The sequence below is a fragment of the Candidatus Jettenia sp. AMX1 genome (assembly GCF_030263775.1).
Taxonomy (GTDB): domain Bacteria; phylum Planctomycetota; class Brocadiia; order Brocadiales; family Brocadiaceae; genus Jettenia; species Jettenia caeni.
Genome location: NZ_SZPP01000013.1, coordinates 63,497 through 77,027 on the forward strand (window position 1 = coordinate 63,497; position 13,531 = coordinate 77,027).

Annotated in this window: 12 protein-coding genes; 5 read left to right on the forward strand and 7 right to left on the reverse strand. The window is 39.9% G+C overall.

Annotated features, from left to right (window positions below; genetic code table 11):
- Window positions 1-207: 207 nt before the first annotated feature.
- Window positions 208-1,425 (reverse strand): radical SAM/SPASM domain-containing protein, encoded by a 1,218-nt coding sequence (locus tag FBQ94_RS04935; RefSeq protein WP_007221975.1) that lies wholly within the window; start codon window positions 1,423-1,425, stop codon window positions 208-210.
- Window positions 1,426-1,814: 389 nt separating this feature from the next.
- Between FBQ94_RS04935 and cimA the strand changes: the two genes are divergently transcribed.
- A complete protein-coding gene (gene cimA / locus FBQ94_RS04940) occupies window positions 1,815-3,389 on the forward strand; it encodes a citramalate synthase (protein ID WP_007221976.1) in 1,575 nt (524 codons plus the stop codon).
- Window positions 3,390-3,503: 114 nt separating this feature from the next.
- Here the strand turns inward: cimA and FBQ94_RS04945 are convergent, their stop codons facing one another.
- From FBQ94_RS04945 to FBQ94_RS04965, 5 genes are all read right to left on the reverse strand, one after another.
- Entirely contained in the window at window positions 3,504-3,920 is a 417-nt protein-coding gene (locus FBQ94_RS04945) for a hypothetical protein (protein WP_007221977.1), read from the reverse strand.
- 11 nt (window positions 3,921-3,931) lie between these two features.
- Window positions 3,932-4,957, reverse strand: coding sequence for a hypothetical protein (locus FBQ94_RS04950; protein WP_007221978.1), 1,026 nt, complete (start codon window positions 4,955-4,957; stop codon window positions 3,932-3,934).
- Between the two features lie 49 nt (window positions 4,958-5,006).
- The gene (locus tag FBQ94_RS04955; protein WP_007221979.1) at window positions 5,007-5,408 is read right to left on the reverse strand and encodes a GxxExxY protein; all 402 of its coding nucleotides are present in this window, start codon (window positions 5,406-5,408) and stop codon (window positions 5,007-5,009) included.
- 105 nt (window positions 5,409-5,513) lie between these two features.
- Complete coding sequence (locus tag FBQ94_RS04960; RefSeq protein WP_007221980.1) at window positions 5,514-6,176, reverse strand: ABC transporter ATP-binding protein; 663 nt, start codon at window positions 6,174-6,176, stop codon at window positions 5,514-5,516.
- Window positions 6,177-6,179: 3 nt separating this feature from the next.
- Window positions 6,180-7,331: an ABC transporter permease gene (locus FBQ94_RS04965; protein WP_007221981.1), complete on the reverse strand. Its 1,152-nt coding sequence runs from the start codon at window positions 7,329-7,331 to the stop codon at window positions 6,180-6,182.
- 168 nt (window positions 7,332-7,499) lie between these two features.
- On the opposite strand from FBQ94_RS04965, the gene FBQ94_RS04970 reads away from it, so the two are divergent.
- From FBQ94_RS04970 to FBQ94_RS04985, 4 genes are all read left to right on the forward strand, one after another.
- The gene (locus FBQ94_RS04970; protein WP_007221982.1) at window positions 7,500-7,775 is read left to right on the forward strand and encodes a DUF2283 domain-containing protein; all 276 of its coding nucleotides are present in this window, start codon (window positions 7,500-7,502) and stop codon (window positions 7,773-7,775) included.
- Window positions 7,745-8,035, forward strand: a complete 291-nt coding sequence (locus FBQ94_RS04975; protein ID WP_285442013.1) for a sigma factor-like helix-turn-helix DNA-binding protein — start codon at window positions 7,745-7,747, stop codon at window positions 8,033-8,035. Before FBQ94_RS04970 ends, FBQ94_RS04975 begins: the two co-directional genes overlap by 31 nt.
- Window positions 8,036-8,235: 200 nt before the next feature.
- Window positions 8,236-8,415 carry a hypothetical protein gene (locus tag FBQ94_RS04980; protein ID WP_040543720.1) on the forward strand — a complete coding sequence of 60 codons (180 nt, stop codon included), beginning with the start codon at window positions 8,236-8,238 and terminating at the stop codon, window positions 8,413-8,415.
- A gap of 403 nt (window positions 8,416-8,818) precedes the next feature.
- Window positions 8,819-10,807: a GAF domain-containing sensor histidine kinase gene (locus tag FBQ94_RS04985; protein WP_007221984.1), complete on the forward strand. Its 1,989-nt coding sequence runs from the start codon at window positions 8,819-8,821 to the stop codon at window positions 10,805-10,807.
- Window positions 10,808-11,372: 565 nt separating this feature from the next.
- Here FBQ94_RS04985 and FBQ94_RS04990 read toward each other — a convergent pair.
- Window positions 11,373-12,848, reverse strand: a complete 1,476-nt coding sequence (locus FBQ94_RS04990) for an IS1182 family transposase (protein WP_007221985.1) — start codon at window positions 12,846-12,848, stop codon at window positions 11,373-11,375.
- Between the last annotated feature and the right edge of the window lie 683 nt (window positions 12,849-13,531).

Genomic DNA, 13,531 nt, shown 5'->3' on the forward strand with positions numbered 1-13,531 from the left:
TGTAGGGCGAGGCTTTAGCCTTGCCAGGCAACCCTGAAGGGTTGCCCTACAGATATTGAAATATTATTCGATACATTTCCTTATTTTCTATTCAGAAGTTGTGAGGTTGAGAATATCTGGATTCCCAACTTCACAACTCTTACAATCTCTTAACCCCGCGCTTGTATGATTTCGTATATTTTATCATAAGTCTGAGGCTTTGCTTCGCTAAACTTTGTCTGTACGGGCCAGTTTTGGCTGATAAATGCAATAAGGTTCTTCAGCCAAATAGTTGCCGGTATCGTAAAATGCCCGTGCTCTGCAACCCTCACACACCTTCTTATATTCACATGCCCCGCATTTGCCTTCCAGAAGATCGGGATCGCGCAGCTTCTGAAAGACAGGTGAATTATTCCAGATATCTACAAACCTTTGTTTTCTTACATGACCGGCCTCTACCGGCAAATAACCACAAGGAAAGACCTCTCCCTTATGAGAAACGAAACATACACCGGTGCCAGCCAGACATCCCTTCGTCATGGCAGCCATGCCATGCGTCTTGGGTGATATGGTAACACCTTCCTCTTTGGCACGTTCCCGCATAATACGGAAATAATGGGGCGCACAGGTGGCCTTTGTTTGAATCCTGGCCTCTTTGGAAAGGTCGTAAAAATGGTTCAGTACTTCTTCATATTTCTTTGGGTGAAGCATTTGATCATCAGCAATCTGAACACCGCATCCCACTGGTACGAGCATAAAGATATGCAATGCCTCTGCACCCATCTTAAGAGCGAGTTGATACAGATCGTCGACCTGATCGACATTATGTTTTGCAATGGTACAGTTGATTTGCATGCTCATGCCAAGGTCCTTCAATCGTTTAAACCCTGCGATAGAACGTTCGAATGAACCCGGTATCTTTCGGAATTCATCATGAGTCCTGGCATCTGCACCATCAAAACTGATCGATACGCGGGCAATGCCTGCATCTACAATCCTTTTTGCAGTCTTATCGTCAACCAGTGTTCCATTGGTTGCTAACGCAACGCTCAGCCCTTTACTTACCGCATACTTTGCTATCTCGAAGATGTCGGGCCTGAAGAGCGGTTCACCTCCACTGAGTACCAGAATAGGTTTACCCGTTTCCGCAACGGCATCTACAAAGGCGAAAGCCTCTTTTGTAGACATGTCATCTCTGGCGAGGGTTGTGCTTACATCAAGCCTGCGACAGTGGATACACTCCAGGTTACACCCTGCCGTTGTTTCCCAAAAAACCAGACGCAACTGATTTTTCATGTTCTTCATATACTCGGCAGCAGACTTGCCGGAAGTATCATCTTTTATACGTGCATAGGTTTCTCGTATAGTTTCTGGCATATTACCATGCCCATGAGGTATGGAGTGACCACCTGGATGTTGACCATGTGGATGATGTGGATGCGACATGTTTTTCCTCCGCTTGTAGTAAATGAAAGATAGTTTTAATAGACAGCATTGAATATTAACCATAGAGAATACAGCGTTTAGCGAGAAAACAATAGTGCAGAATACCAACTTCTCTCTACCTCTATGGCTGAACAATTATCAAAAATCATTTTCTTATTATAAAAGAATGTCCATTGTCTGGTCAATTAATAAAAAAACAATCTTTTTCCACGAATTTCTTTTAAACTTGACAACCTATTGCACCATTGATATCATTAAAAACCTCTTTTCCCGTTACTTGATAATGATTTTCTATAAGTTTTTTTAAACTATAGAGATAGAAAGAATATAATGATGTTTAAAATCCTCTTTTAGGTTCTTTATTATGTACGGTTAAACGTACTTCTGTTATGGATAAAATTTTTATTTACGATACCACATTACGTGATGGCAGCCAATCTGAAGGGATCTCCTTCTCGTTACAGGATAAACTGGCCATTACCTTAAAGTTAGACGATCTGGGGGTAGATTATATAGAAGGTGGTTATCCTATTGCCAATCCGAAAGATGAAGCCTACTTTAAGGAAGTAAAATCGCTGAAATTACATCATGCAAAGGTCGCATCTTTTGGAAGCACACGGAGAGCGGATAAGCATGTCGAAGATGACCGAAATGTAACAGCGCTACTACAGGCAGATACACCTGTTGTTACCATTGTCGGGAAGAGCTGGGATTTTCAGGTAACGGATGTACTGAAGGTATCACTGGATGAGAATCTTAAGATGGTTTCCGATACGGTCGCATATCTTAAATCTAAAAACCGGGAAGTCTTTTTTGACGCCGAACATTTTTTCGATGGGTATAAGAAAAACCGTGAATACGCCCTGAAGGTACTTCAGGCAGCCCAGTCCTCAGGCGCTGATGCTATCGTATTATGTGATACGAACGGGGGCAGTTTACCTGCAGAAGTGGCAGAGATCGTAAGAGACGTCAGGCAAAAAATACAAGGCATGTTGGGTATCCACGTCCATAATGACGGTGACCTTGCAGTGGCAAATACCCTTGCAGCCATAGATCAGGGAGTAAGACAGGTGCAGGGGACGATTAACGGGTTTGGGGAGCGTTGCGGGAATGCAGATTTGTGCTCCATTATTCCCAATCTGGTTTTGAAAAGGAGATATCATTGTTTACGTGATGGCAGACTGAAAAAGCTTACCGAGGTATCCAGGTATGTTTATGAAACGGCTAATCTGCTTCTTCGGCCTAATCAACCGTTTGTAGGGACCAGCGCCTTTGCCCATAAAGGCGGGCTACATATTAATGCCATTCAAAAAAATAAGGGTACCTATGAGCACATTCCTCCGGAGTCAGTGGGAAATGAACGGAAGATATTGATCTCTGAGCTTTCAGGCAGCTCGACGATCCTTGCAAAGATAGAAAAGTTTCATCTGACCCATGATGGCGCTTTTATGAGATCTATCCTTGAAACGGTTCAAAACCTGGAGAATGAAGGATATCAATTCGAATCTGCCGAGGCGTCATTTGAACTCCTGGTAAGAAAAAAAGCCGGTCGATATAAACCCTTCTTTAACCTGCAAGGATTTCGGGTGATTGTCGAGAAGAGGGAAAACGGATTACCGATAACAGAGGCAACGGTCAAGGTGGAGGTGGATGGTATCCAGGAGCTTTCTGCAAGTGAGGGGGAGGGTCCGGTAAATGCCCTTGATTCAGCGCTACGCAAGGCATTGGAGCGGTTCTACCCGTCATTAAAAGATATGAAACTCGTGGATTATAAAGTCCGTGTCATTAATCCACGGAAAGGAACTGCAGCCAAGGTAAGGGTATTTATTGAATCACAGGATGAAAAAAATATCTGGAATACCGTCGGTGTATCAGAAAATTTAATCGATGCAAGCTGGCATGCCCTTGTGGATAGCATTGAATATAAATTGTTAAAAGAACAGGAGATGGTAAGTAAGAAATAGAAACATTAAATAAGTTGTCGGAAAATTGTTTTGTAAATCAAATATTTTCACTTGTAGTAGTTCTTCGCTTGATGCATATGCCGTGCTACCCCTGTCCAATGTGGTTCGTTTTTTTCATTCATCGATAGTGAATGGATCATCTGCCATCTTGCCATGAAATTTTTCTGCATGGGTAAGGGCATCTTGCCGCTGTTGAAAGGCGTGGATACGGTTGCCGTTCGCCTCATTCGTGATTAACTCACTCTCCACAAAATATGCCATATAGGAATCGATCTTATTACCTCTTACTTCATCAGTAACCAAAATATGGTCAACCGGCTGGGTATTTTTCCTGAACCATTGAGTTGCACAGTAGACCGAGCAAAAACGATATGTTGAAGCGTCTTTAAGGACAATATCAACCTCATAAATAGGTGCAATGGGCGAGCCATCATATGCACATCGCGGATTTCTTAAAAATTTTTGATACGATACACCAATGAGTGCAATTGTTAGAGCGATAACTATTCCAATCCAAAATTTTTTCGTCATGTTAATCCTGTCTAAATAAAGATCAAATGTATCGTTACCATACCAAGAGAAGCTAACAGGCAAAAGGTGGCTAAATTGTTGATCTTTACTAAAAGCCGTTCTGTTATCGGTTGTACCTCTCCATTCTTACAAAGGAAACGCAGTATACCCATCCAACCAACAGCAAAGGTACCAATGATAAATAATCCCAAGATAATAGGGGCGTCTGGTACCGTGCCGTTTCCCATAAAGCAATAGATGCAGTGATGGTAAGGAAGCTGCATAAGCCTTGGAGTAATGATCTCAAAAAGCGAGAGGATGACCACGGGGATATTAATAATTGCTATCGCAGCCTGGCTATAAAAGATACTGTTTTCGGATAATGATAACCACGATTGCCATTTTTTCCGAAGGGTCGTAAATAGGAAAGCAATGAGGATTATGTTTATTACATAGTAGAGAACAAACAGGATAATCTGAAAGTTGTTTCCCAGGATGGCTTGCGGGATCATGGCAGAAGGTCTTAACGGTACATCAAAGAAGGTGGCACAACAAGAGACGGACATCATCGGTTTCATACGGAGTACATAAGAGATGTCTGTAATACTGTCTGTCAAAAGTAAGCCACAGACTATGAGTAAAAAATAAAAGTTTTTTCTCGCTAGCGGTGTTGTGGGGGTGGATTTATCAACGTAATAACACAGTAACCATCCACCCATAATAAAAAATGCGATAGGTTTGATGATTTGTAAGAAAATTACCGTAGACGGCAGGATCTGTGTAACGCCAAACATGCACATTGCCCCCGGGATTTCTGGTACGAAACTCTGGAGCATAATATAAAACCAGGGCCATGCAAGCATACGAATAGCTATAGCTACACATGCAATCAGGAAAATGAGATATCCCTTTTGTTCAAATTGGCTCCTTCTCTCAAGAGGCACGATTGCCTTAAAATTAAGGAGAGACTTTATTGTTGTATAGAGCAGAAATCCTCCCAGGAAAAGAGAAACAAATGCAACAAACAACATAATAAGGGTATATATATTTACAATCATAGTAATAATCTAACTATTTGACAGGATAACAGGATAAACAGGATAATTTTTAAATCTTGCCTACCATAAATTTTTCTAAATCCTTAATTTTACGTTTAATTTCAACTTTTCTTTCACCAAAGTTAATAACAAGGCCGACCGGTTTCCCAGTAGCAACAAGGTAGTTAACTAATTGTACTTCATGAGCATTTATAATTTGCCGAACCGACTTCAGTTCTAGAATAATCGTATCATTAACAATAATATCTGCTACAAATTCTCCTACAATCTCATTTTCATAATAAACTGTAATAGGCTTTTGCGATTCTGCGTTAAGCCTTGCTTTACGTAATTCTATAAGCACTATAAGCATGCACTTCTCGTATACACTCTCAAGAAAACCAAATCCCATTCTATTATAGACACGATAAGAGCAACCAATAATCCTTTCTGTTAACTCTTTATATTCCATATTACCCTCCTTAGATCTATTAAGATAGTCTTTGAGTTATAATACAGATTTGGCTAACAGTATTTATATCTTGTTAATCCTGTTATCCTGTCAAATATTCTGTATCTATTCAATCTTACCATTTTTCAGTTTAAAAACTCTATCAGCAATTTTCTCAAACCGGGCATCGTGGGTAGCAACCAAAATAGTTACCCCATTGTTCTTCAATTCAGTTAAAAGCTCTAACATATGCTCTCCGGTTTCTTCATCAATATTCGATGTGGGTTCATCAGCAATAATGATCTCAGGATCATTTATCAATGCCCGTGCAATAGCTACCCTTTGTTGCTGCCCCCCGCTCAGTTCTTCAGGTGTGTGGTCTAACCGGTCACCAAGTTCAACCTTTTCTAAAAGTAATCTTGCCCTTTCAAAACGTTTTTTGGTATCGACTCCTAACGGAATAAGGGGATAAGAGACATTCTCCCAACTGGTAAGCCGCGGGATGAGATGAAAATCCTGAAAAATAAAGCCGATCTTTTCCCGCCGTAATCTTGAAAGAGCAATATCTGAAAAAGTGGTAATATCTTCACCGTACATAAACACCTTGCCTTCGGTAGGTCTATCGAGTGTACCAATGACGTTAAGCAGGGTAGTTTTCCCGGAGCCGGAAGGTCCTTTGAATATTACAAAGCTCTTTTTCGTGATTTCTAAAGTAATATCCCGTATGGCACGTACTTCGTGATGAAAATGACTGCTATAATATTTACTTAAATGCTCGGTTTTTATCATTCTTCATTTCATTGATATAACAGGTGATTCGGTGGATGCCTTCCAGGAAGAATAGATACTGCCGACCATCGTCAGTATAAAGGCAAAAAAGAAACTCAATAAACATGGCAATGGGAGAAACCTTGTTGGTAAGGTAAATTTAGGCAGCATAGGTATCTCTGCAATAAAAAATTGGGCAATAAACGCACCATTGAAAAGTTTAACCCAGAGAATGGATAATACAATGGCTATCGTCGCTCCGAGCAAACTGATAAGTAATTGCTCAAAGGAAATAAGCTCTAAAACCTCCAGGGTATTCCATCCTGTCGCCTTCATAATACCGATCTCCCGTTTCCGTTCAGATAATCCGAAGCCTGAAGCCACTAATATGGCTGGTATACCAAGGGCAAACGCCACGGTATATAATGCAGTAAATATACCCTCCTTGAGCATAAATCCCTTTTTAAAATATAATTCAATCATCTGCTTATCTTGTAACCGGTAAGGCTCGTTTTGCAGGATATCATAGAGATCAGTAGCAATTTCTGAATTATGTCCCGGCAGACTGTGGATTTGTATATCTGTTGCAACACCCTGTTTGCCGAACAATTCACCTGCATCGTTGAAAGACATGAGTATCATAGAGGATCCCCAGATACTGGAATCTGAAGAGAAAATCCCCACAACGGTAAAATTTTTGCGCTGTTGTCCGCGCATGCTAAACTGGTCACCTATCTGTAACTTAAAATGTTCTTTCAGTTCATGCCCCACAACCACCTCGTTTGCGTTTTCAAAAATCCTGCCTGAAATGCAGGTGATAGATTTTGGAATGTCTTCTTTATTAATACCAACGATAACCGCCAGTTTATTTTGTAAAAAGCCTCTACCGATAATCCGTGGTATTGCCTTTGTTACGCCAAAGATTTTTTTTATTTCATCGAGATACTTGAGGGGAATGGCCGCATTCCTGCCAAATTCATCAAAAGTGATATAGAGGTCTGCACCTTCTTTAACAGAGATTAGTGATTGTGCCCTGATGCCTTCTGAGATAGCGATGGCTGTTATAAAAGGTGAAAGGATGGCAATAATACAGAGACAAACAACAACAGTCTTTGTCCTGTGCCGTAATAAATTTTCTGTTGCCAGGAGAAATAAATTAATGTGTTTATTAATCATGTATCTTCAAAATCATTACTGAACTCAGCATACGAATAAACATTTTAGTATTATAACGAAAAGACATTGAGATTTTCAGTATAATTCTTTGGACTTTTATTTGACAACCGCTATGCTGTACAATACTATGCTAACAGTTATAACATAAAGATAAAAAATGAATGTTAGTTGCAGATAAATAAGGATAACGATAATAACAAATTATCCTTTGAAGAAAGGAAAAAAATGATGAAAGTATATTATGATGACGAAGTAGATGCTTTGTATTTAAAGTTGGGAGATGAGTCGCCGGAAGGAGTTATAGAATTATCTGAAGGGGTTAATTTAGATACAACTTCTGAAGACAAAATAGTAGGTATAGAAATTCTGAATGCCTCTAAAAAAATGGATTTAAAAACGATCATGACAAGAATGTGTTTCTTGAGTTGTTGCATGATGGGCTGAAAACTTATACTATCATCAAAGAGACGAACAAAAGTTTTGATGAAATAAAAGGGGAGCGGGGTATTCTGAGGCAAATAGCTATGGACTTGTTGTGCCGGGTTGGTGGACTCAGCGGGACTGAGATAGGAGAGATGATGGGGGTAGACTATAGTACGGTGAGCCAGAGGAGAAAACGATTACGAGAAAAACTGAAAAATGATAACCATATTGCTCAGATTATCAAAAGAGTTGAGGTTGATTTGTCAACAATAAATATTTGATCCCATTTTCTCTGACCCCATTTTCACCCGATGGCAAATGGATAAAGAAAATCCTGAAATAACAACAACTCAGCAATAAGACCTCTCTAATGGCAGCTTTTTCATTGACATACGTGATTTTATTCTGTTATATGAAATAAACTGTATAATAACTTGACAAGCTTAAGAAACATTCAGAAACATGAGCAGAATCATTGGTTATGAAAAAACACGCCAGTTTAAGATTTTCACATTCTACGGTGGCCCTTCCTGTCATTCCCGAATGCCTTTATCGGGAATCCAGCAGGCAGAAGAAACAGGAAAGGTACTGGATTTCCGATAAACTTGTCCTCGTGAAAACGGGGAATCATTCGGGAATGACAAGTAAGACAGGGGAATGACAAAAAACACATTCCATTCCGGTGTTTCCCGGGAGATTCATGTAATCTCCTCAAAAATCAATCAAAATCTATGGATACTCATGAAAACTTCTCGAATGTTAGGTATATCCTGGTTTGCAATCTCATGTAATGTATAGGAATTTCAAAGCGAGTCTGATAGGGATAGGGAAGACAATCATCTCCCCTCCCTCCGAACCATACAGGAGGGTCTCCCGCATACGGCTCTCCAGTCAGTGGGTTCCCCATCGGGATTGATCAATTAGTATCTGAGCTGTGGTTACTGTGAACAAAATGAGATATACCTCAATCTGTTATTTCCAGCAATGTTAAAATATTCCAATTGAATTCGCTGAAAATACCAGGAAGCTCATTCACAGATTAAATATACACCAAACAAATTTGTATGGCTAAACAAAAACAGTTAAAAGAGAAAATAAAAAGTATAACTACATTTTCTGAGAAAAATCCACATCCGCTATTGTGTGTTACAGGGGATGGTACTGTTGTTTACGCTAATCCTTCAGGAAAAGCCCTTTTACAAGACTGGCATTGTGATATTGGTCAATTTGTTCCTGATTATTTACGTCAGCTCGTTATGAGTACTTTTCAAACAAGAGTAATACAAAGGAATATTGAGACCAAATATGGTAACCAAATATTCTCTTTTACGATTGTACCAGCGACTAATATTTCGTATGTTAACCTGTACGGTGTTGATATTACTGAACATAAAAGGGCAGAGGAATCTCTTAAATACAGGATCCATTTTGAAATGACTGTGGCTAATATTTCCAGGAGATTTACTATCCTTAAGGATTTTGATGATGCTATTACTCAGTCGTTAGCTGACATTGGTCAATTAAGCAAAGCAAGTAGGGCATACTTATTCCTTTTTCGGGATGATGGCAAAATTATGGATAATACTCATGAATGGTGCTCTGAGGGCGTATCATCTGAGATCCACCATCTCCAGAATCTTCCCACTGCAAGATTTCCCTGGCTGATGAAAAGCTTTCAGCATATGAATATAATTCAAATACCTGATGTAGGTAAAATGCCCGAAGAGGCTTGCGCAGAAAAGGAGGAGTTTGAACGGGAAAATATAAAATCGATGTTACTTCTGGCAATTCGTATTGAAAGAGAATTAGCCGGGTTCATCGGTTTTGATAATGTTGTCTCTCCGGATACCTGGCGGGTTGAGGATATTAATCTGCTGAGCATTACTGCTGAGATTGTTGGAAATGCAATTGCTCGGAAAAGGATAGAAGATTCATTGCGTATGAGTGAGAGTGAGCACCGATTACTCCTCGAAAATATTCCTATGAGAATATTTTACAAAGATAAAAATTCTGTGTACATAGCTTGTAATCAAAACTTCGCCAGGGATTTATGTATGAAACCGGAAGAAATAATAGGAAAGATAGATTATGACCTCTTTCCTAAAGAACTTGCTAATCAATGTAGGGCAAACGATAGAGAGGTTATAGAATCCGGGAAAAGAATGGATGTAGAAGAGAGATATTTTAAGGATGGACAAGAATTTATTATTCATACTATTAAAGTCCCTATAAAAAATGAAAATGGTACTATTATTGGTATATTAGGTTCTTCCATAGATATCACTGAAAAAGTACACCTGGAAAGGGAAGCTGTAAGGTCAAGACATCTTGTCCTCCTGGGTGAATTAGCAGCAGGTGTAGCTCATGAGATCAATAATCCCATAACGGGTGTTATTAATTGTGCCCAGATATTGTTGAATAAAAGCCGTGAAGGAAGCATGGAAAAAGACCTTGCCGGTAGAATTATAAAGGAAGGGGATCGTGTAGCTACTATCGTTAGTAAACTCCTTTCCTTTGCCCGACCCGAAGAGAAAAAGAATATAGCTAGTGTACATGAAATATTATACGATACCCTTATATTGATGAGGAAACAACTTGAAGAAGATTGTATTCAAATGAAGCTGGATATTCCTAAAGACTTACCGGAGGTATTTGCAAATTCCCAAAAAATTCAACAGGTATTTATGAATATTATCAGTAATGCAGGGTATGCTCTGAATCAGAAATATCCGGGAGGACATGAGAATAAAATTCTCGAAATCTTAGGTGAGAAAACAGCAATAAACAGACATTCTTATGTAAAGGTTACCTTTTGCGACCATGGCACTGGTATACCTGCCGAGATAAAAGACAAAATCATAAATCCATTCTTTACGACAAAACCACACGGCAAAGGAACTGGATTAGGGCTAAACATAAGTTATAAAATTATTACTGATCATCATGGCAAGCTTACTATTGATAGTGTTGAGGGCGAATATACCAGGGTTTGCATTACCTTACCAGCAAAAGACTACCACGAGAGTGCTATCATCTCAGAGCACATTGTATAATTTTTACTATTCATCATTTACTTTCCCATACCCATTTATCTTCCAATCTTTATCATAGACTGTAATAGAGCTATCCTGAATAATTGTCATCTTCCACTTCACGGGCATTTCTCTCATCTTTTGTAAAAGAGGCTCACGAATATCTCGTGATAATTCTCTTGTCTTTGTGCATAGTGGCCGCTTCTGGCATGTACCATACTCTCCCTTTGTGAACCTTATGATTCCATTGACGGCTCTCAGTCTTCTCTGTTCTGGTCTTCCAGTATATTAACCGCTTTCCTTCCGGACATACATAGAGTGATCAATGATTGAAACCAGACAGCATATGGTGGAGACGAAGTTTTGTAAACCACATGTTATCCGGTATCGTGATCAATGTATACAGGCTGTCCGAGAAAGTGGTTAATAAATAAGAGTAAGAGATAAAGGAAATTGTGGATAAATGAAAATACCATCGATAAACAAGCCAGGAAAAGGTTAACCTATTTTCATCCAAAACATCCTTTTATGTCAGGAGCATAAAAAGGACATGGAACTACTACCCTAAGGGCTTGTTTTCCTCGTATTACCTTAATACCGTGGCAGGCCTTATTCCCATTTTCAGCATCTTTTTTAAATTCCATCCAATACACATCAACTGAAATTCCGCACGGACTTTTTCCAGTCCTCGTAAGAGAAAGTTTCGATACCCCACGTTGAATTTCAAATGCCCGAAGACTGGTTCGATGATATACTGACGCATAAAATATTTTCGCCTTCCCTCATCAGATGTCAACTTCTCTCTCATCTTTTGTAAAAGAGGTTCACGAATATCCAGGAACAATTCCCTTACCTTTGCCTTTGTGCATAATGACCGCTTCTGACATGTCCCACACTCCGTCCCCCTGTAAACCTTATGATTCCACTGACGGCTCTCTGTCTTCTCTGTTCTGGTCTTCCAATATAGTAACTGCTTTCCTTCCGGGCATACATACCTATCGCTTGCCGCATCATAGGTAAAATTGGTAGAGTGATATCGATTCTCTTCCTTTTTATATGCTCCTGACTTGTACTGCTGAAAATGATCATCCGGAATATATCCATCGATCTCTCTCTCTTCAAGATACTCATAATTTGCATAGCTCCCGTACCCGCAATCTGCCGCAACTTCTTTAACTTTCTCCTGAGTATTTGCCTCTGTCAGCTCTAGCACAGATTTCAATTGGTTCCGGTCATTCGCTTCCGTTACCGCCTCCGATGCTACAATAATCCCACTCTCGGTTACCACTGTCTGACAGTTGTAGCCGGGACGTATGTCTTTACTTCCCCCGCTTTTCATATGATTGGCATCCCGATCGGTAAGATTGATCTTCTCTTTTCCTTCCTCCTTCATCACCTCCAGCGCCTCTTCTATCTTCTTTTTCAGGTATGTACGGTCTGATAACTTCTCCTGTAATGCCTCTTGTTCAGGATCTACTTTGCAGGTATCGTCTTCTTGTTTGTCGATCGTTTCTGCTTCCTGAAGTAATGTCGCTATCTCCTCTTCTATCCCTGAGAGCCATTTCTCAAACCCCGCACGATCTTTCGTCCGCTTTGCCGATGCATTCCCTTTGAGCTTGGTCCCATCCAGGTATATCTTTCCTACGCTGGTATACCCCAACTCACTGAATATCCTTACGATATCCACAAAATACTTCTCTATCGCTTTGAGATTATTCTTGCGAAAATCGCTTATTGTCCGATGGTCCGGCGTGTAGCATTGTATCAGATACATATACACATGATCGCTCAGGCATCTCTCTTCTAGCTTTCTACTACTCCTTAACCCTGTTGCATACCCATAAAAGAGCACACTTAAGAGTAACTTCGGATGATAGGTACGTTGGCCTAACAAAGAATAGGTCGCCTCTGTTGCTTCGGTGTCTAACGAGAATACGACCTCTTTGACTAATCTGCACAGATGGTCTTTGGGTAATACCGTTTCGATATAATCTAAAAACGCTTCGGGAGTAAACCTCATCAGGGGTTTCTGGAATTCATGAAATGGTTTAAATTTCGCCATATGATTGATTCTCCTTGGATTTTCTCTTGGTAAGGCAATGAATGAATCAGCATATTTCTTCGGTGATATCGTTGGCTCGAAGCAAAATTTTAACTGATTATTGTGGTTTTGTTTTGGGGTTCTCATTGGTACTTCATTATATCATTGTACTGGATTGCCTCAACTAAATTGTCACTCTCTTTCTAACAAAATTTGAAAAACCCTCCATTCTCGGACAGCCTGTTTACCTTGTACACAATGGTAGAGACGCAAGGTGTTGCGTCTCTACCCAATCCCGTAGGGATGTCATGATTATAGAAAAAGCAGAAAAAAGCCCTTCAACCCCGAAGGGGTGATATGGAATATCTGCGTTGAGATATCATCCCTTCGGGGTTGAATATTGACTGACCCCTAACAAGTCGAGTAGCGCTTAGCTTGATTGTAGAGGAATTTTCATTGTATGTAAGCGGTTTTTAGGGTGGCACGGACAAATGATCCCTACAGGGACATGATTTGTCCGTGTTGTGTTTAACTTGTCATTTTGTTATTGCGAGGGTATTGTCCGAAGCAATCTCTTGAATAGTTGAGAAAAGATTGCTTCGGGAAAAAACCCCTCGCAATGGTAATATGAAAAAGCAGCGTCCTTCCAAGGAGGTTAAAAAGCCTTGAACAGGCAATAACCTTTTGTGATATTAAATATCATA

Coding starts and splice junctions, on each gene's coding strand:
- FBQ94_RS04955 (WP_007221979.1), bottom strand. CDS start 5,408: ATGGAATATAAAGAGTTAACAGAAAGGATTATTGGTTGCTCTTATCGT.
- FBQ94_RS04960 (WP_007221980.1), bottom strand. CDS start 6,176: ATGATAAAAACCGAGCATTTAAGTAAATATTATAGCAGTCATTTTCAT.
- FBQ94_RS04980 (WP_040543720.1), top strand. CDS start 8,236: ATGAAAAAACACGCCAGTTTAAGATTTTCACATTCTACGGTGGCCCTT.
- cimA (WP_007221976.1), top strand. CDS start 1,815: ATGGATAAAATTTTTATTTACGATACCACATTACGTGATGGCAGCCAA.
- FBQ94_RS04945 (WP_007221977.1), bottom strand. CDS start 3,920: ATGACGAAAAAATTTTGGATTGGAATAGTTATCGCTCTAACAATTGCA.
- FBQ94_RS04965 (WP_007221981.1), bottom strand. CDS start 7,331: ATGATTAATAAACACATTAATTTATTTCTCCTGGCAACAGAAAATTTA.
- FBQ94_RS04990 (WP_007221985.1), bottom strand. CDS start 12,848: ATGGCGAAATTTAAACCATTTCATGAATTCCAGAAACCCCTGATGAGG.
- FBQ94_RS04950 (WP_007221978.1), bottom strand. CDS start 4,957: ATGATTGTAAATATATATACCCTTATTATGTTGTTTGTTGCATTTGTT.
- FBQ94_RS04985 (WP_007221984.1), top strand. CDS start 8,819: ATGGCTAAACAAAAACAGTTAAAAGAGAAAATAAAAAGTATAACTACA.
- FBQ94_RS04935 (WP_007221975.1), bottom strand. CDS start 1,425: ATGTCGCATCCACATCATCCACATGGTCAACATCCAGGTGGTCACTCC.